Annotated in this window: 22 protein-coding genes; 9 read left to right on the top strand and 13 right to left on the bottom strand. The window is 68.8% G+C overall.

Features of this window, described 5'->3' with window-relative positions:
* The first annotated feature begins 47 nt into the window (after positions 1-47).
* Together AC1RGU_RS15695 and AC1RGU_RS15690 are read left to right on the top strand one after the other, a co-directional pair.
* On the top strand, positions 48-572 hold the full coding sequence (locus tag AC1RGU_RS15695; RefSeq protein ID WP_492696813.1) for a CinA family protein: 525 nt from the start codon (positions 48-50) through the stop codon (positions 570-572).
* Positions 569-991: a GNAT family N-acetyltransferase gene (locus AC1RGU_RS15690; protein WP_492696812.1), complete on the top strand. Its 423-nt coding sequence runs from the start codon at positions 569-571 to the stop codon at positions 989-991. Before AC1RGU_RS15695 ends, AC1RGU_RS15690 begins: the two co-directional genes overlap by 4 nt.
* A 48-nt stretch (positions 992-1,039) precedes the next feature.
* On the opposite strand, the gene AC1RGU_RS15685 is transcribed toward AC1RGU_RS15690, so the two are convergent.
* Genes AC1RGU_RS15685 through AC1RGU_RS15665 form a run of 5 tightly spaced genes read right to left on the bottom strand, consistent with a single transcriptional unit; the run spans position 1,040 to position 6,077 of the window.
* Positions 1,040-2,044, bottom strand: a complete 1,005-nt coding sequence (locus AC1RGU_RS15685) for a tripartite tricarboxylate transporter substrate binding protein BugD (RefSeq protein WP_062480864.1) — start codon at positions 2,042-2,044, stop codon at positions 1,040-1,042.
* 30 nt (positions 2,045-2,074) lie between these two features.
* Positions 2,075-2,965 (bottom strand): HpcH/HpaI aldolase/citrate lyase family protein, encoded by an 891-nt coding sequence (locus tag AC1RGU_RS15680; RefSeq protein ID WP_492696811.1) that lies wholly within the window; start codon positions 2,963-2,965, stop codon positions 2,075-2,077.
* Positions 2,962-4,143, bottom strand: a complete 1,182-nt coding sequence (locus tag AC1RGU_RS15675) for a CaiB/BaiF CoA transferase family protein (protein ID WP_070061123.1) — start codon at positions 4,141-4,143, stop codon at positions 2,962-2,964. Before AC1RGU_RS15675 ends, AC1RGU_RS15680 begins: the two co-directional genes overlap by 4 nt.
* A 24-nt stretch (positions 4,144-4,167) precedes the next feature.
* On the bottom strand, positions 4,168-5,058 hold the full coding sequence (locus AC1RGU_RS15670) for an HTD2 family dehydratase (protein ID WP_492696810.1): 891 nt from the start codon (positions 5,056-5,058) through the stop codon (positions 4,168-4,170).
* Between the two features lie 35 nt (positions 5,059-5,093).
* Complete coding sequence (locus tag AC1RGU_RS15665) at positions 5,094-6,077, bottom strand: Bug family tripartite tricarboxylate transporter substrate binding protein (protein WP_492696809.1); 984 nt, start codon at positions 6,075-6,077, stop codon at positions 5,094-5,096.
* Positions 6,078-6,226: 149 nt separating this feature from the next.
* On the opposite strand from AC1RGU_RS15665, the gene AC1RGU_RS15660 reads away from it, so the two are divergent.
* Both AC1RGU_RS15660 and AC1RGU_RS15655 read left to right on the top strand, forming a co-directional pair.
* On the top strand, positions 6,227-7,138 hold the full coding sequence (locus tag AC1RGU_RS15660) for a LysR family transcriptional regulator (protein WP_487849375.1): 912 nt from the start codon (positions 6,227-6,229) through the stop codon (positions 7,136-7,138).
* 493 nt (positions 7,139-7,631) lie between these two features.
* Positions 7,632-7,856: a hypothetical protein gene (locus AC1RGU_RS15655; RefSeq protein WP_492696808.1), complete on the top strand. Its 225-nt coding sequence runs from the start codon at positions 7,632-7,634 to the stop codon at positions 7,854-7,856.
* Positions 7,857-7,963: 107 nt separating this feature from the next.
* Here AC1RGU_RS15655 and AC1RGU_RS15650 read toward each other — a convergent pair whose 3' ends face one another.
* Both AC1RGU_RS15650 and phaC read right to left on the bottom strand, forming a co-directional pair.
* Positions 7,964-9,142 (bottom strand): acetyl-CoA C-acetyltransferase, encoded by a 1,179-nt coding sequence (locus AC1RGU_RS15650; RefSeq protein WP_062480264.1) that lies wholly within the window; start codon positions 9,140-9,142, stop codon positions 7,964-7,966.
* A gap of 61 nt (positions 9,143-9,203) precedes the next feature.
* On the bottom strand, positions 9,204-10,976 hold the full coding sequence (phaC, locus tag AC1RGU_RS15645) for a class I poly(R)-hydroxyalkanoic acid synthase (RefSeq protein WP_492696807.1): 1,773 nt from the start codon (positions 10,974-10,976) through the stop codon (positions 9,204-9,206).
* A gap of 126 nt (positions 10,977-11,102) precedes the next feature.
* Between phaC and AC1RGU_RS15640 the strand changes: the two genes are divergently transcribed.
* Entirely contained in the window at positions 11,103-11,411 is a 309-nt protein-coding gene (locus AC1RGU_RS15640) for a hypothetical protein (RefSeq protein WP_492696806.1), read from the top strand.
* Here the strand turns inward: AC1RGU_RS15640 and pgeF are convergent.
* From pgeF to AC1RGU_RS15625, 3 genes are read right to left on the bottom strand one after another with little or no spacing between them, the layout of a single operon-like run.
* The gene (gene pgeF, locus AC1RGU_RS15635; RefSeq protein WP_492696805.1) at positions 11,343-12,098 is read right to left on the bottom strand and encodes a peptidoglycan editing factor PgeF; all 756 of its coding nucleotides are present in this window, start codon (positions 12,096-12,098) and stop codon (positions 11,343-11,345) included. The two genes, AC1RGU_RS15640 and pgeF, sit on opposite strands and share 69 nt — an antisense overlap.
* Positions 12,099-12,112: 14 nt before the next feature.
* Positions 12,113-12,751 (bottom strand): maleylacetoacetate isomerase, encoded by a 639-nt coding sequence (gene maiA, locus AC1RGU_RS15630; RefSeq protein ID WP_062480269.1) that lies wholly within the window; start codon positions 12,749-12,751, stop codon positions 12,113-12,115.
* A 23-nt stretch (positions 12,752-12,774) separates the two neighbouring features.
* Positions 12,775-13,683 carry a tetratricopeptide repeat protein gene (locus AC1RGU_RS15625; RefSeq protein ID WP_070061131.1) on the bottom strand — a complete coding sequence of 303 codons (909 nt, stop codon included), beginning with the start codon at positions 13,681-13,683 and terminating at the stop codon, positions 12,775-12,777.
* Between the two features lie 154 nt (positions 13,684-13,837).
* Between AC1RGU_RS15625 and AC1RGU_RS15620 the strand changes: the two genes are divergently transcribed.
* From AC1RGU_RS15620 to AC1RGU_RS15605, 4 genes are all read left to right on the top strand, one after another.
* Positions 13,838-14,539 (top strand): fumarylacetoacetate hydrolase family protein, encoded by a 702-nt coding sequence (locus AC1RGU_RS15620; protein ID WP_070061132.1) that lies wholly within the window; start codon positions 13,838-13,840, stop codon positions 14,537-14,539.
* Between the two features lie 20 nt (positions 14,540-14,559).
* Positions 14,560-15,111: an NUDIX hydrolase gene (locus AC1RGU_RS15615; RefSeq protein WP_062480276.1), complete on the top strand. Its 552-nt coding sequence runs from the start codon at positions 14,560-14,562 to the stop codon at positions 15,109-15,111.
* Positions 15,112-15,122: 11 nt separating this feature from the next.
* Positions 15,123-15,611, top strand: a complete 489-nt coding sequence (locus AC1RGU_RS15610; RefSeq protein ID WP_062480278.1) for a CreA family protein — start codon at positions 15,123-15,125, stop codon at positions 15,609-15,611.
* Between the two features lie 113 nt (positions 15,612-15,724).
* Positions 15,725-16,231 (top strand): murein hydrolase activator EnvC family protein, encoded by a 507-nt coding sequence (locus tag AC1RGU_RS15605; RefSeq protein ID WP_062480281.1) that lies wholly within the window; start codon positions 15,725-15,727, stop codon positions 16,229-16,231.
* Positions 16,232-16,243: 12 nt separating this feature from the next.
* Here the strand turns inward: AC1RGU_RS15605 and AC1RGU_RS15600 are convergent, their stop codons facing one another.
* From AC1RGU_RS15600 to AC1RGU_RS15590, 3 genes are all read right to left on the bottom strand, one after another.
* On the bottom strand, positions 16,244-17,869 hold the full coding sequence (locus AC1RGU_RS15600; protein ID WP_492696804.1) for a phospholipase D family protein: 1,626 nt from the start codon (positions 17,867-17,869) through the stop codon (positions 16,244-16,246).
* A gap of 138 nt (positions 17,870-18,007) precedes the next feature.
* On the bottom strand, positions 18,008-18,235 hold the full coding sequence (locus tag AC1RGU_RS15595; RefSeq protein WP_070061133.1) for a hypothetical protein: 228 nt from the start codon (positions 18,233-18,235) through the stop codon (positions 18,008-18,010).
* A 60-nt stretch (positions 18,236-18,295) separates the two neighbouring features.
* The gene (locus tag AC1RGU_RS15590) at positions 18,296-18,853 is read right to left on the bottom strand and encodes an RNA polymerase sigma factor (RefSeq protein WP_492696803.1); all 558 of its coding nucleotides are present in this window, start codon (positions 18,851-18,853) and stop codon (positions 18,296-18,298) included.
* Between the last annotated feature and the right edge of the window lie 7 nt (positions 18,854-18,860).

The raw sequence follows: 18,860 nt of genomic DNA, 5'->3' as shown, positions 1-18,860 counted from the left end.
CGATCGAACGGTCGGTCATTTCTTCTTTCTTACTTCTTTCGACCTCCATGTCCACGCCCGACCTCACCGACCTCGAACCGCTTTCCGTGCTCGCCGCCCGCGTGGGGGCGACGCTGCGCGAGCGGCGCCAGACAGTGGCGGTGGCCGAATCGTCGGCCGGCGGCCTGGTCTCGGCCGCCCTGCTCGCCCTGCCGGGCGCCTCGGCTTACTTCCTGGGCGGCGCGGTCATCTACTCGCGGCGTGCCGGCAAGGCCCTGCTCGGCCTCACGCCCGAGGACATGGGCGACATGCGCGGCGAGACCGAACCCTACGCGCGCTTCATCTCGGACCGCATCCGTGATGCCCATCGTTCGAAGTGGGGCATCTGCGAGAGCGGCGCGGCGGGGCCGTCGGGCAGTCCGTACGGCGATGCGCCGGGGCATGTCTGCATCGCCGTGACCGGCGCGGACGGCCTCGTGGTCAGCCGCACGATCGAAACCGGCGCGACCGACCGGCCATGGAACATGGATGTGTTCGCGCGGCTGTTGCTGAAGTTGTTCGAGGAGACCTTGCTGGCGAACGGCGACGCATGACCGAGACAGTGATTTCGACCGCCTCCGAAGAGGAGGTCCGCTCCGGCGTCCTGGGCCGCAGGTTGCGCGAGTTCAACTACGGCTTCGTCGGCGAGTACCCCGATACGCAACCCGTATGGCTGAACGCGAAGGATGCGCAGGGCCGCCTGGTGGGCGGGCTGCGTGGCTTCGTGTTCCTCGAATGGCTGCGCATCGACGTGCTGTTCGTCGAGGAGGAAGCCCGGGGCACCGGCCTGGGCCGCCGCCTGCTCGCGGAGGCGGAAGCGCGCGGCAAGGCGCTGGGCGCCGGGAATGCCGCGCTCGAGACCTTCGAGTGGCAGGCGCGGGGCTTCTACCTGAAGCAGGGCTACGAAGAGTTCGCCCGCATCGACAACTACGCGCGCGGCAACTACCTCGCCTACATGAAGAAGAAGCTGTGAGCCCGGGGCATTGCGGCCCCCGACCCCGAACCTCTCAAGCTGTCGCGCTCAATCCGCCTGCACCCCCGCAGCCCGGATCACCTTCCCCCACTTCTCGATCTCCGCCGCCAGGTGGCTGCGCAGCGCTTCGGGCGTGACCTTGTCCATCGGCACGGCCTCGGTGCTCAGCTCGGCGAAGCGCTTCTTCACGTTGTCGTCCTGCAGCGCGGCGCGCAGGGCCACGTTGAGCTTCTCGATCACGGCCGGCGGCGTGCCCTTGGGCGCATACACGCCGTGCCACACCTTCACGTCGAAGCCCTTGAGGCCCTGCTCGTCGAGCGTGGGGATGTCGGGCATGCTCGACAGGCGCTTGGGCGTGGTCACGCCGAACACCTTCACGCGCTGGCCGTCCTTGATGACGGGCGCGGTCTGCGTGGTCTGGTCGCACAGCAGGTCGACCTGCCCGCCCATGAGGTCGTTGAGTGCCGGGCCTGCGCCCTTGTAGGGCACGGTCGTCAGCTGCACGCCGATCTGGTGCGCGAAGAGCATGCCGCACAGCTGCGAGACGGCACCGATGCCGGCGTTGGCAAGCGAGACCTTGTCCTTGTTGGCCTTCACGTAGGCCAGCAGCTCCTTGAAGTTGTTGGCCGGGAAGTCCTTGCGCGACAGCAGGGTCATCGGCACGTCCATGACCTGGCCGACGTACTCGAAGTCTTTCAGCGGGTCGTAGTTGAGCTTCTTGTACAGCGCGGGTGCGGTGGCCATGCCCATGTGGTGGATGAGGATGGTGTAGCCGTTGGGCGCCGCCTTGGCCACGCGGGTCGGCGCGATGGTGCCGCCCGCGCCCACGGTGTTCTCGACCACCACGGTCTGCCCCAGCGACTTGCCCATGGGCACCGCGAGCATGCGCGCCACCACGTCGGTGGGGCCGCCGGCCGAGTACGGCACGACCATCACGATGGGCTTGTCGGGCCACGCAGCCTGCGCGGCGGCAGGCGATGCGGCGGCGAGCAGGCAGGCGCCCGCCGATGCGGCGATGAGGGCTTTCAGTTTCCAGGTCTTCGTTGCGTTCACTTCTTTGTCTCCTTTTGGTTTGTCTGTGGATCAGTGCGTCACGGATGAATCGCCCGGGCCGTGAGATGTGGCCAGCGCGATCCAGCGCTCGGCCAGCCGCACCACGGGCCCGTCGACCATGCGGCCGTCGAGGCTCACGACGCCGCCGCCGGCCGCGCGCACGGCCTCGGTGACGCGGTGCGCCCAGGCCACCTCGTCGGCCGTGGGCCCGAGCGCGGCCTGCACGGGCGCAACCTGCTCGGGATGGATACACAGCTTGGCGCCGAAGCCGCCGCGCCGGGCGCGCGCGGTGTCGGCGGCGAGCCGCTGCGCGTCGCGCCAGTCGGGCGAGACGCCGTCGATGGGCGTGGCCAGCCCGGCGCGGCGCGAGGCCAGCACGAGCGCGAGGCGCACGGGCACCAGCTCGGCCTCGTCGGCATCGCAGGCCATGCCGAGGTCGGCCTGGAAATCGAGGTGGCCGAAGGCCAGCCGCAGCACCTGCGGCGCACCCGCGATGGCATCGAGCGCGGCGAGCCCCGCGGCCGATTCGATGAGCGGCACCAGCACGGCCTTCGGTCCGACCGTCGCGGCGAGCCGATGCAGTTCGTCGGCGTGCTCGGCCTTGGGCAGCACGACGCCGGCGATCAGGCCATCGGCGATCCAGCCGGCCGCGCGCGCGCAGTCGTCGTCATGCCACGGCGTGCCGCTGGCGTTCACGCGCACCAGAAGTCGCCCTCGCCCTTCGGCGGGCAGCGCCGCCAGCGAGGCGCCAAGCGCGTCGCGCGACTCGGCCTTGCGCGCGGGCGCCACGGCATCTTCGAGGTCGATGATCACGCCGCCCGCACCCGTCGCCAATGCGCGCGCGTGGCGCTCGGGCCGGTCGGCGGGCACGAAGAGAAAGGCGCGCGCAAGAGCGAGCGCTTGATTGGCGGGTCCGCTCATACCGCGCCGGCCGCGCGCAGCGCTGCAATCGCGTCGTCGCCGCGGCCCAGGCTGCGCAAGATCGCGTCGGTGTGCTGGCCGACCGCGGGCACCGGGTCCATGCGGTAGTCGAACGCACTCTGGCGACCGGCCGGCAGCAGCGCCGGAATGTCGCCGGCCGGCGAACCCACCTGGCGCCAGCGCTCGCGCGCCTGCAGCTGCGGGTGCGCCCACAGCCCGGCCATGTCGTTCATGCGCGCGTTGGCGATCTGCGCGGTGTCGAGCCGTTCGAGCACCTGCGCCGCACTGAGCGCTCCGAAGGTGTCGACGATGAGCGTGCGCAGCGCCTCGCGGTGTTCGTTGCGCCGGGCATTGCTGTCGAAGCGCGGGTCGCTCGCGAGCTCGGGGCGCAGCAGCACCTTGTCGCAGAAGGCGCGCCACTCGCGCTCGTTCTGCAGGCCGAGCATCACGGTGCCGCCGTCGCCGGCGGGGAACGGGCCGTAGGGATAGATGGTGGCGTGCGAGGCGGCGCTGCGCGGCGGCGGCGGTGCGCCGTCGTAGGCGTAGTACATCGGGTAGCCCATCCACTCGGCGAGCGATTCGAGCATCGACACGTCGATGTGCGAGCCCTTGCCCGTCTTGCCGCGCTGCATCAGCGCCGCGAGGATGCCGGTGTAGGCGTACATGCCCGCCGCGATGTCGGCGATGGAGTTGCCCGACTTGCACGGGTCGTCGGGCGTGCCCGTCACCGAAAGGAAACCGGCCTCGCTCTGAATGAGCAGGTCGTAGGCCTTCTTGTCGCGGTACGGGCCGTCTTCGCCGTAGCCCGAGATGTCGCAGACGATGAGCGCGGGGTGCTTCTCCTGCAGCACCTGCGCGCCCAGGCCCATGCGCGCGGCGGCGCCGGGCGCGAGGTTCTGCACCAGCACGTCGGCGCCGGCCACCAGCTCCTGCAGCACGGCGAGCGCGGCGGGCTGCTTCAGGTCGAGCGTGAGGCTTTCCTTCGAGCGGTTGACCCACACGAAGTGCGAGGCCTCGCCGTTCACGCGCTCGTCGTAGGCGCGCGCAAAGTCGCCGCCGCCGGGGCGCTCGACCTTGATGACGCGCGCGCCGAGGTCGGCGAGCTGGCGGGTGCAGAACGGCGCCGCGATGGCGTGCTCGAGCGAGATGACGGTGATGCCGTCCAGGGGTCTGGTCATGGGCTTCTTCTTTCTTTCCTTGCGTCAGGCGAGCACGGCCGTGGCCTGCATCGTGAGCCAGCCGTCGGCGTCTTCGCCCCACAGGCTGAAGGTCTTGCCGTCGGTGCTGCCTTCGGCGGGCTTGCCGTGCACGCGGAACGGCGCGATGTCGAAGGTCGGGCGCACGGCGCGGAACTCGAAGCGCGCGAGCTGCGCATCGGCCGGCGCATTGCGGCGCAGCAGGTCGACCAGCAGCGTCGCGATCAGCGGCCCGTGCACGATGAGGCCCGGGTAGCCCTCGACCTGCGTCACGTAGCGGCGGTCGTAGTGGATGCGGTGGCCGTTGAAGGTCAGCGCCGAGTAGCGGAACAGCAGCACGTCGTCGGGCACGAGGTCGCGGCTGAAGGCGGCGTCCTTCGGTGCGGGCGTGGGCGATGGTGCGGCCTCGCCGGGCGCGGCAGCGGCGCGGTAGACGATGTCGTGCTCTTCGGTCAGCGCGAGCCCACGCGCGTTGCGCACCTCGTGGCGAACCAGCACGAACACCAGCTCGCCCGTGCGGCCGGCCTTGTGCGTGACCGAGGCGATGGTCGACGTGCGCTCGACCGCATCGCCCACCTGCAGCGGATTGCCCGGCTCCCACGTCAACCGGCCGCCGGCCCACATGCGGCGCGGCAGCGGCACGGGCGGCAGGAAGCCGCCGCGCTTGGCATGGCCGTCTTCGCCGATCTCCGACTGGCGGTGGTGCGGCAGGAAGTAGAGCCAGTGCCACAGCGCAGGCAGGCGCGTGCCCGCCTCGGGCAGCGGGTCGTCGCGGTCGAGCGTGGCGGACAGGCCGCGCACGGGCGCGGCGGTGAGGTCGTCGCGCAGCGTTTCGCTGCGGCCCTGCCAGGCCTGCAGGTGCGCGAGGGCTTCGGCGTCGATCAGGGGAGAAGTCATGTCGTGTATGGCAAGAAGAGAAATGAGTCGATGGATCAGTCGACCGCGGCGCCCGAGGCCTTGACGATGCGCGCCCACTTGGCGAGGTCGGCATGCAGCAGCGCCGAGAACTGCTCGGGCGAGGTGGGCGCGGCGATCTCCACGCCCTGCTGGTCGAGCTTGTCGCGCAGGTCCTTGGCCGCGAGCGCCTTGCGCGTGGCGTCCTGCAGGGTGGCGAGCACGTCGGCCGGCACGCCCGCGGGCGCGAACAGGCCGATCCACAGCGTGCCGTTGTAGCCCGGCACCTGCTCGGCGATGGCGGGCACGTCGGGCAGCACGGGCGAGCGCTTTTCGCCGCTCACGGCCAGCGCGCGCAGCTTGCCGGCCTTGATGTGCGCCAGCGCCGAAGGCAGGCTCGCGAACACGATCGGCAACTGCCCGCCCAGCACGTCGTTGATCGCAGGCGCCACGCCCTTGTACGGCACGTGCTGCAGCGAGATGCCTCCCATGCTGTTGAGCATCTCGCCCAGCAGGTGGTTGAGCGTGCCGTTGCCGGCCGAGGCGTACTGGTAGTTGGCGCCCTTCTCGCGCGCCAGCTTCAAAAATTCGGCGAAGTTCTTCGCGGGGAACGACGGGTTCACCAGCAGCACGTTGGGCACGGCGCCGATCAGGCCGACGGGCTTGAAGTCTTTCTCGGGGTCGAAGCCCGGGTTCTTGTAGAGCGCGGGGTTGATGGCCTGGCTGCTGCTGATCGTCATGAGCAGCGTGTAGCCGTCCTTCGGGCCCTTGGCGACCAGCTGCGTGCCGATGTTGCCGCCCGCGCCGGGGCGGTTGTCGACCACCACGCTGGCGTTGTTCAACACCTCGCCGAGCTTCTGGCCCACGAGGCGGCCGACGATGTCGTTGGTGCCGCCCGCGGCCTGGGGCACGACGAGCGTGATGGGGCGCGAGGGGTAGGTCTGGGCGGTGGCCGGGCTGGTGGTCAGCAAGGCGGTGGCAGTGAGTCCGAAAGCGAGCAGCGCGCGGGCGCGGAATCTCATCGGGACAGAGCAACGGACTTTTAATCCGCTGGTGGTTGGCTTGTGTTGTGTCTCCATCGCCGCATGGTCTTCTGCCCGCCCCGCCGGCGCAATCTGCGATTTCGGAAGCCAGGCTTCTGAAATTCCGAAGGCTTGACTACCATCGCCCCATGCTCTTCGACCTCACCGACCTGCGCCTGTTCGTGGCCACGGCCGAACTCGGCAACCTCACGCGGGCGGCCGAGCGCCAGCACCTGTCACTGGCCGCGGCCAGCGCGCGCATCAAGGCGCTCGAGACCCAGGCCGGCCTGCAGCTGCTGCAGCGCGAGGCCCGCGGCGTGCGCCTGCTGCCGCCGGGCGAGGCCTTCCTGCACCACGCCCGGCTGGTGCTGCACCAGGCCGACCAGCTGCGCGCCGACCTGCTCGAGTACGGCGGCGGCCTGCGCGGCCACCTGCGCGTGTTCGCCAACACCACGGCGGTGACCGACTTCCTGCCCGAGATCCTGCCCGGCTTCCTGGCCGCCAACCCGCGCATCAACGTCGACCTTCAGGAAAAACCGAATGCTCAGATCCCGCGCGGCGTGCGCGACGGGCGCGCCGACATCGGCATCGTCGCGGGCCAGATGGACACGCTGGGCCTGGACACCATCCACTTCAGCACCGACCGGCTGGTGCTCGTCACGGCGCGCCAGCACCGCTTTGCGCGGCGCCGCCGCATCTCGTTTGCCGAGACGCTCGACGAAGACGCCATCGGCATGCAGCAGGGCAGCACGCTGCAGGCCTTCCTGGGGCAGATCACCGACCACCTGGGCAAGCGCCAGAAGCTGCGCATCCAGCTCGGCAGCTTCGACGCCATGTGCCGGATGATCGGCAGCGGCGTGGGCATCGGCGTGGTGCCGGAGTCGGCCGCGCGGCGCAACCAGGAGAGCATGGGGCTCGCGCTGGTCGAGCTCAGCGACCCGTGGTGCGTGCGCGAGCGCTACCTGCTCGTGCGCGACCGCGCCGCCCTGCCCGTGTACGCCCAGGCGCTGGTCGAGACCTTGTGCAAGCACTACGCCGAGGCGCAGGCCGAAACCGGCTGACGGCCGGTTTTCCGGCCAAAAACAGGCACTTGCAGGCGGCTTGTGAGAAACCCGATGTCTTCCCCATTTTCTGTGCACAACTTTGGGGGTAAGTCAGGGGCAGCGTTGTAAAGCGATTGCAAGTCGTTGTTTTATAAAGGGAATAGTTAGTCTGCTTAAAATTTTTGCAGTGCACAAGTCTGGCGACCGATGGGTCCCAAAATGGCTCTAAAACAGGAAAGTCAAGCGAAAAAACAGGGGGTTGCCTGTGCTAGGCCGCCCTTTGAAACCAACGACTTGCCGCCGGTTGTGAAGAAGTCCGCTTCAATCCCCACTTTCTGTGGGCAACTTTGGGGGTAACTGGGGTGGAGCTTTGTAAAACGAATGCAAGTTGTTGTTTTACAAAGGGATTCCACACATTGCTCAATTTTTGAGCGGTGAACAAGAGCGTCAGCCAGTTGGTGGACCGCCGCTCAAATGAATCCAAAGGTTCTCAGCATGCCGAATCGGGTCGATGCGAGGCGCGAAAGAGGGCCGCTACAGTCGCCCTGACATGCTCGAAGCGCTCAGCTCCCCCTGGTCCTGCCTCGGTGCCATCGCCGGGCTGCTGATCGCCCTGGGGGTCCACTGGCTGGCCCCGGCCGACATCGACACGGTGCACGCCGGCGCGTGGCTGGTGGGCATCGGCTGGCTCGCAGGCCTGGCCTGGGACCTCGTGGATTCGGACCGGTCGAAGTAATCCGCAGGCAAGACCCGCAAACAGCGGGCGCAAAAAAGGGAGGGGAGGCAGCGGCCCTTGCGAGCCCCTGCCTCCCCTCCCCGTACCGGTTCACCCGGTGCTCAGGCTCAGCGCTCGATCGTCAGCGCCACGCCCATGCCGCCGCCGATGCACAGCGAAGCAATGCCCTTCTTGGCGTTCTGGCGCTGCATTTCGTGCAGCAGCGTCACCAGGATGCGGCAGCCCGACGCGCCGATGGGGTGGCCGATGGCGATGGCGCCGCCGTTCACGTTCACCTTGTTCACGTCCCAGCCCATTTCGCGGTTCACGGCACAAGCTTGCGCGGCGAAGGCTTCGTTGATCTCGAGCAGGTCGAGGTCGGCGGCCTTCCAGCCGGCGCGCTGCAGCGCCTTCTGCGATGCCGGCACGGGGCCCATGCCCATGATGGTCGGGTCCAGGCCGGCGGTGGCGTAGCTGGCGATGCGGCCCAGCGGCTTCAGGCCCAGGGCGGCGGCCTTCTTGGCCGTCATGACCATCACGGCGGCAGCGCCGTCGTTCAGGCCCGAGGCATTGCCCGCGGTCACGCCGCCGGCCTTGTCGAAGGCGGGACGCAGGCCGGCCAGCACTTCGGCGTTGGTCTTGCGGTTGATGAACTCGTCCTGGTTGAAGACGATGGGGTCGCCCTTCTTCTGCGGAATGCTCACGCCGACGATTTCGTCCTTGAACTTGCCGGCGTCCTGCGCGGCAGCAGCCTTGGTCTGGCTGGCCAGGGCCAGTTCGTCCTGCGAGGCGCGGTCGATGTTGTACTTCTTGGCCACGTTCTCGGCCGTGATGCCCATGTGGTACTGGTTGTACACGTCCCACAGGCCGTCGACGATCATGGTGTCGACCAGCTTCCAGTCGCCCATGCGCTGGCCGTTGCGCGAGTTGGGCAGCACGTGCGGCGCCATGCTCATGTTTTCCTGGCCGCCGGCGATCACGATTTCGCTGTCGCCCGTGGCCACGGCCTGCGCCGCCAGCATCACGGCCTTCAGGCCCGAGCCGCACACGGCGTTGATGGTGAGCGCCGGCGTTTCCTTGGTGCCGCCGCCCTTGAGCCAGGCCTGGCGCGCGGGGTTCTGGCCGGCACCGGCCGCGAGCACCTGGCCCATGATGGCCTCGCCCACCTGGTCGGCCGTGAGGTTGGCGCGCGCGATCACTTCCTTGATCACGAGGGCGCCCAGCTCGGTGGCGGGAATGCCGGCGAGCGAGCCGCCGAATTTGCCGACCGCCGTACGCGCAGCCGAAACGATGACGATGTCTTCCATGAGGTTCTCTCCGTTGAGGTGATTTGAAATCGGTTGCGATCTTGCGGGAGCTGGCGCCCGTTCAGGCCTTGGCCTTCACGTAGCGTCCCGGCGCCGGTTCGATGGCCTTGTAGGCCTTGCCGTTGCCGTAGCCCTTGGGCGCGGGGATCTGCTTGCCCGCGTGGCCCTTGAGCCATTGTGCCCAGTCGGTCCACCAGCTGCCCGGCTGCTCCTGCGCGCCGGCCAGCCATTCGGGCTGGGTCTTGGGAAACTTGCCGTCCTCGCGCAGCCAATGGCTGCGCTTGTTCTTGGCCGGCGGGTTGATCACGCCGGCGATGTGGCCCGAAGCGCCCATCACGAAGCGCTTCTTGCCCGTGAGCAACTGCGTGGAGGTGTAGGCGCCGCCGATCGGCACGATGTGGTCTTCGCGCGAGCCGTAGATGTAGGCCGGGATGTCGATCTTGCCCAGGTCGACCTTCTCGCCGCACACCGTGAGCGCGCCGGGCTTGGCCAGCTTGTTCTCGTGGTACGTGTTGCGCAGGTACCAGGCGTAGAACGGGCCCGGCAGGTTGGTGGCGTCGCTGTTCCAGTACAGCAGGTCGAAGGCCGGCGGCGTCTCGCCCTTGAGGTAGTTGCCGACCACGTAGTTCCACACCAGGTCGTTCGGGCGCAGGAAGCTGAAGGTCGAGGCCAGGTCGCCGCCGGGCAGCAGGCCGCCCTTGCCCAGTTGCATCTCGCGGTACTGCACCATGGGCTCGTCCACGAAGATGTCCAGGATGCCGGTGTCGCTGAAATCGAGGAAGGTGGTCAGCAGCGTGACCGACGCGGCCGGCTTCTCGCCGCGCGCCGCGAGCACGGCCAGCGCGGTGCTCAGGATGGTGCCGCCCACGCAGAAGCCCAGCGTGTTGATCTGCTTGCTGCCGCTGATCTCCTGCACCGTGTGAATCGCCTTGATGGCGGCGTTCTCGATGTAGTCGTCCCAGGTGGCCTGGGCCAGCGACTCGTCGGGGTTGCGCCAGCTCACCACGAACACGCGGTGGCCCTGCTCGTTCGCATAGCGGATGAGCGAGTTGTCGGGCTGCAGGTCGAGGATGTAGAACTTGTTGATGCACGGCGGCACCAGCAGGAACGGCCGCTCGTACACCTTGGCGGTGAGCGGCTTGTATTCGAGCAGCTGGAAATACGCGTTCTCGAACACCACGGCACCTTCGGTGGTGGCCACGTTGCGCCCCACTTCGAAGGCGCTCTCGTCGGTCATGCTGACATGGCCCTGCTTCATGTCGTGCAGCAGGTTCTGGATGCCCTTGGCGATGCTCTCGCCTTGCGTGTCGATGGCTTTCTTCTGCGCCTCGGCGTTGAAGGCGAGCGAGTTGCTGGGCGAGGCCGCGGCCATCCACTGCTCGACCGCGAAGCGCAGGCGCGCCTTGGTCTTGTCGTCGGCGTCGATGGCCTCGGCCATGCGCATCATGGTGCGGCCGTTGAGCAGGTACACGGCGGCCGAGAAGGCCGCCATGGGGTTGCTGCCCCAGGCCTCGGCGGCAAAGCGCTTGTCGCCCTCGGGCCGGGCACCGAAGCCGCGGCGCCAGAGGTCGGTGGCGTCGCTCAGGTACTGCTGCTGGATGGACTGCAGCTGCTCGGGATCGATGGAGAACTTGGGCAGCTCGGGCATGGCGGCTGCGCCCGGGAATTGCGCCATTTGTGGCAATTGCCATAGCGGCGTGCCGCCGACGTCGAAAGCGGCGGAACCACCTGGGCCCCCAGCTTTCTGGAAAGCCTCCATGGCCTGGGTCCAGCCCTGCGTGAGGGCTTTTTGAAAGGGCGCGAACGCATCGGCCCCCGTGTCTTGTTGCTTCATCATGTCTCCTGGCCGTGGCCTGGGTCGATACGAACGGATGGCTTGCGTGTTTTGAGTATGCTGCATTCGCAAGGCACTCACAACGCCGCGCTTTCACTAATCCCTTGAAACAAAACGTCTGCGCCTGTGTTCATCCATTTGATCGTGATCGGCTGGCTCTATGTGGCCGTGATGATGGCGGTGGCCGAGGCCACCAACACCACGGGCACGGTGCTGGGCGCCATCTTCACATTTCTTCTTTACGGCCTCGCGCCGGTGGCTCTGGTGATCTACCTGATGGCCACGCCGGCGCGCCGGCGGGCGATCAAGGAACGCGAGGCGCAGGCCCAGGAGGCCGCGCGCCGCGCCGCCGCGGAAGCCGCGGCCTCAGACCTTCCAGACCAGCGCGGCGAAACGCCCGCTGACGCCGTCGCGCCGGTGCGAAAAGAACCGTGACGGCTGCGCGACGGTGCACCATGCATCGCCGCTGTCGTTGCCATGGAGCGACTCGACACCCACCGCACGCAGCCGCTGCCGCGCGAGGGCAGGCAAATCGGCCAGCCACTTGCCTTCGCCTGCTGCGGGCGTGAAGCACGACGCCGCCTCAGGCGACTGCGCCTCGAAGGCGGCCTTGACCTCGGCCCCGACCTCGAAGGCCTTCGGGCCGATGCAGGGGCCGAGCCAGGCCATGAGGCGCGGCGCGCCACCGTCGTGTTGCGCGAAGCCGCGCACGGTCTGCTCGAGCACGCCGCCGGCCAGCCCGCGCCAGCCCGCATGCGCGGCGGCCACGCGGTGGCCGCGTGCGTCGGTGAAGAGCACGGGCAGGCAGTCGGCCACCATGACCGTGCAGGCGCGCGCGGTGGTCGTGGCCGTGCAGGCATCGGCGACGGTGCCGTCGGGCACGGCATCGTCGAGCGACACGAGCCCCGTGCCATGCACCTGCTGCAGGAACACCGGCCGCGTGCCGATCGCCTGCTGCAGCCGCCGCCGGTTCTCGGCGACGTGCGCGGCGTCGTCGGCCACGTGGTCGCCGAGGTTCAGGCTGTCATAGCGCCCGGTCGACACGCCGCCGTCGCGCGTGGTGCACAGCGCGCGCACGTTCGGCGGCGCGGGCCACTCGGGCACCAGCCATTGCGGATTCATCGCGACGCGCCGGCTCAGGGTTCCGCGTCGGGCGACTGCGAGGGCTGCGCGCGCTGGAAGGCGTCGAGCTTCATGCAGGCGTCGAAGGCGGCCATGGTGCGCGGCAGGCCGCTGAAGTCGCAGTCGAAGCGGCGGCCGTTGAAGATCTGCGGCACGAGGCAGCAGTCGGCGATGGTGGGCGTGTCGCCCCAGCAGTAGGTGCCGCCCGGGTGCTGCGCGAGCTGGCGCTCGAACGACAGCAGGCCGTCGCGCACCCAGTGGCGGTACCAGGTGTTCTTGGCTTCGTCGTCGACCTTCAGTTCCTTCACGAGGTACTTGAGCACGCGCAGGTTGTTCAGCGGATGGATCTCGCAGGCGATCGACTGCGCCAGCGCACGCACATGCGCGCGGCCCACCGGGTCGCTGGGCAGCAGCGCCGGCTCGGGGTGCGTTTCGTCCAGGTACTCGATGATGGCCATCGACTGCGAGAAGCGCTCGCCCTCGTCCTCGAGCAGCGGCACGAGCATGTCGGCCGAGATCGCCGAGTACGGGCCGGTGCGGTGTTCGCCGCGTGCGATGTGCACGGGCACGTAGTCGTAGTCCAGGCCCTTGAGGTTCAGGGCGATGCGCACGCGGAACGAGGCGGAGGAGCGGAAATAGTTATGCAGCTTCATGATTTCTCGAGGATAGCGCCCTCTCAGGAGCGTGGTGTGGCCGGCAATGCGCAGCGGAAATCGCGCAGCCGGGCTTCGGGGTGTTCTTGCTGCCACGCATCGAGCAGGCCGCGCGCCGCGGCTTCTTCGCGCGCGGCGATGCCCAGGTGCCACGGCCCTTCGGCCGCGGGTGGCTCGCCGGGCGCATGGTTGTGCTGGTCGTCGGGGCGGCCTTCGGAGCAGGCCTTGCACAGCACCTGCATGCTGCTGGTCCAGTTCTCGGCGCTGAGACCCGCTTCCTCGAAGCGGCGCACCAGCGCATCGATCGCCTCGGCCTGCACCTCTTCGACGAAGACTTCGTAGGTCGCGTGGTCCGACGGCGCGATCAGCGCGAGCGCGTCGAACACCGGCACCTCGCGCTCGCCGCGGCGGCGGTAGCCGTTGGCGGCGCCGTCGTGCAGCACCAGGTCGCCGTAGCGGTGGCCGCTGGCGGGCGTGGGCACGTTGCGCAGGATGGCGCGCGCCGGGTCGATGCGGTCGGCCCAGACCACCTCGCTGGCCTCGTCGCCGTGCACGCGGATGGGCGTGAGGCCGACGAAATAGTCGACCGGCCCTTCACCGTCCGGGATGCCGATGCCGTACTGGCGCCACGCGCGCCGCGCCGTGGGCCAGTCGCCCAGCGCGGTGGCCGCGATGCCCAGGTTCCACAGCGCGCCTTCGTTGCCCGGCTCGCACTGCACGGCGCGGGCGTTGGCCTGCAACGACGCGGCCCAGTCGCCGCGGTACTTGTGGATGAGCCCGGCGTTGTACCAGGGCGCCGACCAGTACGGATGGATGGCGCTGGCCTGCGCGTAGGCGGCCAGGGCGCCGTCCTGGTCGCCGGCCTCGTCGCGTTCGCGGCCGAGTTCGTTGAAGGCGGTGGCCTTGCCGGCTTTGCCGAGTCGGATGGGCATGATGGAGCGAGGGAGAAAAGAGGTCGGGGAAACGCGCAGAAGCGCCTATTGTGGGCCGCCGCAAAATCCCGAGTCCGGCGTGCCGGCAAGCGCGCGCCGCCTCTGGCACACTGCCGGTCTCCCCTCCCGCTTCGCTGAAAAAGGACACCTTCCCATGGCTTCCGAGTTTGTTTTCGCCCCGCCGGCCACCGTTTCGGTGCCGGTGGCCGGTCAGCCCGCACGCTTCCCGGTGCACCGCATCTATTGCGTGGGCCGCAACTACGAAGATCACGCCAAGGAAATGGGTTTCACCGGCCGCGAGCCGCCCTTCTTCTTCATGAAGCCGGCCGATGCACTGGTGACGGTCGATGCGGGCCAGACCGGCACCATGGCCTACCCCACGCTCACGAAGAACCTGCACCACGAGATCGAGCTCGTGGTGGCCATCGGCACCGGCGGCAAGAACATCAAAGCCGCCGACGCGCACAAGCACATCTACGGCTACGCCGTGGGCCTGGACATGACGCGCCGCGACCTGCAGAACGACATGAAGAAGCAGGGCCGCCCCTGGGACATCGGCAAGAGCTTCGAGCAGAGCGCGCCCATCGGCCCGATCGTGCCCGTGGCGCAGGCCGGCAACGCCGAGCAGGCCGAAATCTCGCTGCAGGTGAACGGCGAAGACCGCCAGCGCAGCACCGTGAGCAAGCTGATCTGGAACGTGGCCGAGACCATCGAGCACCTGTCGGCGGCCTGGGAGCTGCAGCCCGGCGACCTGATCTTCACGGGCACGCCCGAAGGCGTCGCGGCCGTGGTGGCCGGCGACACGCTGGTGGGCCAGGTCGCAGGCCTGCCCGCGCTGACCGTCAAGATCGTCTGACGCCCGCGCGGTCCCGCTTCATGCTCCTTCGCGTACCCATCAAGCATTGCAAGAACTGCGGCACGGCGGTGGTCTACCGCGTGCCGGACGACGGCGACACCAAGCAGCGCGCGGTCTGCCCGGCCTGCCACACGATCCACTACGAGAACCCGCTGAACGTGGTGGGCACCATCCCCGTGCTGGGCGACAAGGTGCTGCTGTGCAAGCGCAACATCGAGCCGCGCTGGGGCAAGTGGACGCTGCCCGCGGGCTTCATGGAGCTCGAGGAGACCACCGCCGAGGGCGCGGCCCGCGAGACCGACGAGGAGGCCGGCGCGAACTTCGAGATCGAGGGCCTGTTCGCCGTGATCAGCGTGGTGCGCGTGGGCCAGGTCCACATGTTCTACCGCGCCCGCCTGCTCGACGACCGCTTCGACCCGGGCCACGAGACGATCGAGGCGCGCCTGTTCACCGAGGACGAGATTCCCTGGGACGAGATCGCCTTTCGCACCGTGCGCCAGGCGCTCGAACACTACTTCGAAGACCGCAAGCGCGGCAGCTTCGACCGCGTCCACGAACTCAGCATCGTTTGAAAAATTTCCCCATGCTCAAGACCCTGCGCGCCACCCTCCTCTGTGGCGCCAGCCTCGGCTTCGCACTCGCAGCTTCGGCGGCCAAGGCGGACACGGTCGGCGAGGTCGACACCGCCTTCAAGCTCATCGGCCCGGACCACAAGATCGTGGTCGAGGCCTACGACGACCCGAAGGTCAGCGGCGTCACCTGCTATGTCTCGCGCGCGCGAACCGGCGGCATCGCCGGCGCCTTCGGCGTGGCCGAGGACAAGGCCGAGGCCTCCATCGCCTGCCGCCAGGTCGGCCCGGTGAGCATCACGCAGCCGCTGCCCAAGCGCGAAGAGGTCTACAGCGAACGACTGTCGGTGCTCTTCAAGCGCCTGCGCGTGGTGCGCATGGTCGATCCCAAGCGCAACACGCTGGTCTACCTGACCTACTCCGACCTGCTGATCGACGGCTCGCCCAAGAACAGCGTGACGGCCGTGCCGGTCGATCGCGGCACGCCGATTCCGCTCAAGTGAAGGGGCTGCTGAAGGGCTCGGCGATGCGAGTTTGCTAGCATCGTCCGAGCGGCCGACACCGAGATGTCGGCCTTCGACGGAACCCTCCGCAACGAATCCGTTCCAACAGCGTCATGCACCTTCAGACTTTTGTTTTCCGAACCGCCGCCACGCTCCTCGTGGCCGGGGGCATTGCCGCCTGCACCACGCCCGGCCCCACGCCGCCGCAGCAGCCTGTTCCAGGCGCCACGCCGCCGCCACCGCGCCAGGCGCTCTTCATCCGCCCCGCCGCCGGCACCACCGTGGGCCGCTTCGACGGCGTGCGCAACAAGGGCCTGGACATCGCGGGCAACCTGGGCGACCCCATCGTGGCCTCGGCCGACGGCCGCGTGGTGTACGTGGGCGGCGAACTGCGCTCCTACGGCAACATGGTCATCGTGAAACACAACGAAACCTTCCTCACGGCCTACGCCCATGCGAAGACCATCCTCGTGAAGGAAGGCGCCGTGGTGCGCCAGGGCCAGAAGATCGCCGAAATGGGCAACAGCGAATCCGACCGCGTGAAGCTGCATTTCGAGATCCGCAAGAACGGCACCGCCGTCGATCCCGAGCCGTACCTCAACGGCCGTTTGCAGCAGTAAACGTAAAAGCCGTTACAGCAGGCTTTCGGGCACCAGGGGCGCCAGCAGCTCCAGCCGCCAGCGGGCCCAGAAATGGGTTTCGGGCTCGGTGTGCAGGATGGTGTCCGCCCCGTCGCCCGACGCCGGGTTCACCCACTCGATGCCGCCGCGCGGCCCCAGCTGCAGCTGGTAGGCGCCGTCCAGGCGCATGAAACCAATCAGGCTGGTCAGCTGCTGCGCGATCTGCGGGCTGAAGATGAACAGGCCGATCTCCGTGTTGTGCAGCGCCGAGCGCGGGTCGAAGTTCATCGACCCGACGAACACCACCTGCCCGTCGATCACGGCCGACTTGCCGTGCAGCCGCCCGCTGGCCGAGCCGTAGATGCCGAAGCGCTTCGTCTGCTCCACGCGCTTGGGGCTCAGCTCGTACAACTCCACACCCAGGCGCAGCATCTGCGCGCGGTAGCGGCGGTAGCCGATGTGCACCAGCGACTCGTCGGTGGCCGCCAGCGAATTGGTGACGATGGTGTAGCCCACGCCGTTGCCGCGCACGATCTGCATCGTCTCCATGCCGCCGCGCCCTGGGATCAGGTACGGCGTGGTCAGCAGCACCCCGTGCTGTGCGCCGCGCAGGTAGCGCTGCACGTTGTAGAGCACGCTGTCGGCGGCCTGGTCGGCCGGCAGCCCGCGCCCTTCGTCGGTGGGCGCCAGCGCCTTGGCGGGCGCATCGGCATACGCCTCGGCGCGCGCCCAGCTCAGCGCGAGCTTGCCGGCGTTGAGGTCCTTGGCCAGCGGGTTGTGGCCCAGCAGGTCGGTCGATTCGGGCTCTTCGGGATGCAGCGTTTCGGGCCCCGTGGTGAGCCGGTCGAAGCGCTCGCGCAGCGCCTGCGCCGACTCGTTGCCGCGCGACACCAGCGACTCGATGGGGTACACGTACAGGCTGTTCCAGTACATGTCGAACAGCGAGGACAGCCGGGGCACCACGGCGCCGGCCACCAGCGTGTCGATGTCGATGAAGTTGGAGCCGCCGTCGCGCAGGAAGTACTCGTTGGCGATGTTGCGCCCGCCCATGACCGCCATCGTGTTGTCGACCACGAACAGCTTGTTGTGCATGCGGCGGTGCACGCGGTCGAAGTCCAGGATCGACCAGGCCCAGCGCGTGCCGAAGCGCGAACGCCCGGCCGGGAACGGATTGAACAGGCGCACCTCGACGTTCGGGTGCGAGGCAAAGCTGGTGAACAGCGGGTCGGCGCCCGCCGTGTACAGGTCGTCCACCAGCAGGCGCACGCGCACGCCGCGGTCGGCCGCGTCGCGCAGCGTGCGCAGCAGGTAGCGGCCGGTCTCGTCGTTCTGCACGAGGTAGTACTGCACGTCGATGGAGCGCTGCGCGCGGCGCGCCAGCTCGATGCGCGCGTGCAGCGAAAACTGCGGCATCGGCAGCAGGCGAAAGCCGCTGAGCGGCTCGCCCGGCGGCGCGGCGGCCCGCACGAGGCGGCCCAGCGCGGTGTCCGCGCCGTCGGTGATGGCAGTCGAGGGCTTGCGCACCACCTCGGTCGGCAGGCCGGCGCAACCGGCGAGCACGAGCATCGCCAGGCTGCACAGCAGCCAGGCGAACCACCGGGCGCGCGGCACGTCAGCCCGGGGGGACAGGTTGCGCATGAACGACAGAAAAGAGGGAGGGCAAGGGCACGGGAGCGAAGGAGAAAAAACGCCGCTGCCGCGCGGCGCGGTGCACGACCGCGCCCACGGGTGGCGGTTTCTACCACGCGCGGCGCGAGCGCGCAGCCAATGCCTTCGTCAGTGCGCGCGCTCGGACCACTGCCGCACGAAGTGCTCCGCGCGCACGTTCGCGCGCGCCACGGCTGAGTCCCACGACAGCTGCTGGGTGATGACCAGCGCGCAGCGCGGAATGCCGTCCAGGCTCAGCGCCGCGATGCCGGCGTAGGTGCCCTTCGGGGTGCGCGTGAGTTCGAACCATCCCGTCCAGCCACCTGGCACGTGAAGGTCGAGTCGGGCGGAGTCCATGATGAATTCATCATAGGCCTTTAGTTTTCATTTGCAAACATTGCATACAAAAGCAACGGCTCAGGCATGCATGTCCGAGCGGCGACCGGTCGGCAGGCGCTGCAGCGCCTGGCGCAGCGTGGAATCCACCCGCCGCAGCGACAGCCCGTGCCGCACCGCCACCTCGTGCCGCGTCAGCTCGTGCACGCGCAAGGCCACGAAGATGTCCTGATGGCGGTGCGGCAGCCCCTGCATCGCGCGTTCGACCGCCTTCAGGTCGGAGCGCGCCTCGGCGATCAGCTCGGGCCCCGGTGCGTGATCGGCCAGCTGGGCGAGGGTGTCGTCCGCCTCGCCCGCGTATTGCCAGGGGCGCTCGGCGCGCAGGCGGTCCATCGCCGCATTGCAGGCCACGCGGAAGATGTAGGCCACGGGGTTCTGCAAGGTGTCCGCGAAGGCGGCCTCGCCCAGACGCAGCCAGGCATCGTGCAGGCTTTCGGTGGCGGCGTCGGCACACCCCAGGTGCAGCGACAGCCGCCGGTGCAGCTGCGCGTAGTGCGCCACCAGGAGTTGCTGGACGTCCGGCGGCGCAGGGGCGGTCCCCGCGGCATCGCCGCGGGGCAGCAGGCAGGCGTGCGACATGGTGCGT

Source organism: Variovorax sp. GW823-FHT02B07, from assembly GCF_058797695.1.
This window is presented reverse-complemented; position numbering and strand designations above follow the sequence as displayed.

Bases quoted from the DNA above. Each gene is read 5' to 3' on its own strand.
- AC1RGU_RS15605 (WP_062480281.1), top strand. From the start codon at position 15,725: ATGCACCTTCAGACTTTTGTTTTCCGAACCGCCGCCACGCTCCTCGTG.
- AC1RGU_RS15595 (WP_070061133.1), bottom strand. From the start codon at position 18,235: ATGGACTCCGCCCGACTCGACCTTCACGTGCCAGGTGGCTGGACGGGA.
- AC1RGU_RS15655 (WP_492696808.1), top strand. From the start codon at position 7,632: ATGCGAGGCGCGAAAGAGGGCCGCTACAGTCGCCCTGACATGCTCGAA.
- AC1RGU_RS15590 (WP_492696803.1), bottom strand. From the start codon at position 18,853: ATGTCGCACGCCTGCCTGCTGCCCCGCGGCGATGCCGCGGGGACCGCC.
- AC1RGU_RS15670 (WP_492696810.1), bottom strand. From the start codon at position 5,058: ATGACTTCTCCCCTGATCGACGCCGAAGCCCTCGCGCACCTGCAGGCC.
- AC1RGU_RS15620 (WP_070061132.1), top strand. From the start codon at position 13,838: ATGGCTTCCGAGTTTGTTTTCGCCCCGCCGGCCACCGTTTCGGTGCCG.
- AC1RGU_RS15665 (WP_492696809.1), bottom strand. From the start codon at position 6,077: ATGAGATTCCGCGCCCGCGCGCTGCTCGCTTTCGGACTCACTGCCACC.
- AC1RGU_RS15610 (WP_062480278.1), top strand. From the start codon at position 15,123: ATGCTCAAGACCCTGCGCGCCACCCTCCTCTGTGGCGCCAGCCTCGGC.
- AC1RGU_RS15600 (WP_492696804.1), bottom strand. From the start codon at position 17,869: ATGCGCAACCTGTCCCCCCGGGCTGACGTGCCGCGCGCCCGGTGGTTC.
- pgeF (WP_492696805.1), bottom strand. From the start codon at position 12,098: ATGAATCCGCAATGGCTGGTGCCCGAGTGGCCCGCGCCGCCGAACGTG.
- phaC (WP_492696807.1), bottom strand. From the start codon at position 10,976: ATGAAGCAACAAGACACGGGGGCCGATGCGTTCGCGCCCTTTCAAAAA.
- AC1RGU_RS15690 (WP_492696812.1), top strand. From the start codon at position 569: ATGACCGAGACAGTGATTTCGACCGCCTCCGAAGAGGAGGTCCGCTCC.
- AC1RGU_RS15680 (WP_492696811.1), bottom strand. From the start codon at position 2,965: ATGAGCGGACCCGCCAATCAAGCGCTCGCTCTTGCGCGCGCCTTTCTC.
- maiA (WP_062480269.1), bottom strand. From the start codon at position 12,751: ATGAAGCTGCATAACTATTTCCGCTCCTCCGCCTCGTTCCGCGTGCGC.
- AC1RGU_RS15695 (WP_492696813.1), top strand. From the start codon at position 48: ATGTCCACGCCCGACCTCACCGACCTCGAACCGCTTTCCGTGCTCGCC.
- AC1RGU_RS15625 (WP_070061131.1), bottom strand. From the start codon at position 13,683: ATGCCCATCCGACTCGGCAAAGCCGGCAAGGCCACCGCCTTCAACGAA.
- AC1RGU_RS15650 (WP_062480264.1), bottom strand. From the start codon at position 9,142: ATGGAAGACATCGTCATCGTTTCGGCTGCGCGTACGGCGGTCGGCAAA.
- AC1RGU_RS15615 (WP_062480276.1), top strand. From the start codon at position 14,560: ATGCTCCTTCGCGTACCCATCAAGCATTGCAAGAACTGCGGCACGGCG.
- AC1RGU_RS15675 (WP_070061123.1), bottom strand. From the start codon at position 4,143: ATGACCAGACCCCTGGACGGCATCACCGTCATCTCGCTCGAGCACGCC.
- AC1RGU_RS15660 (WP_487849375.1), top strand. From the start codon at position 6,227: ATGCTCTTCGACCTCACCGACCTGCGCCTGTTCGTGGCCACGGCCGAA.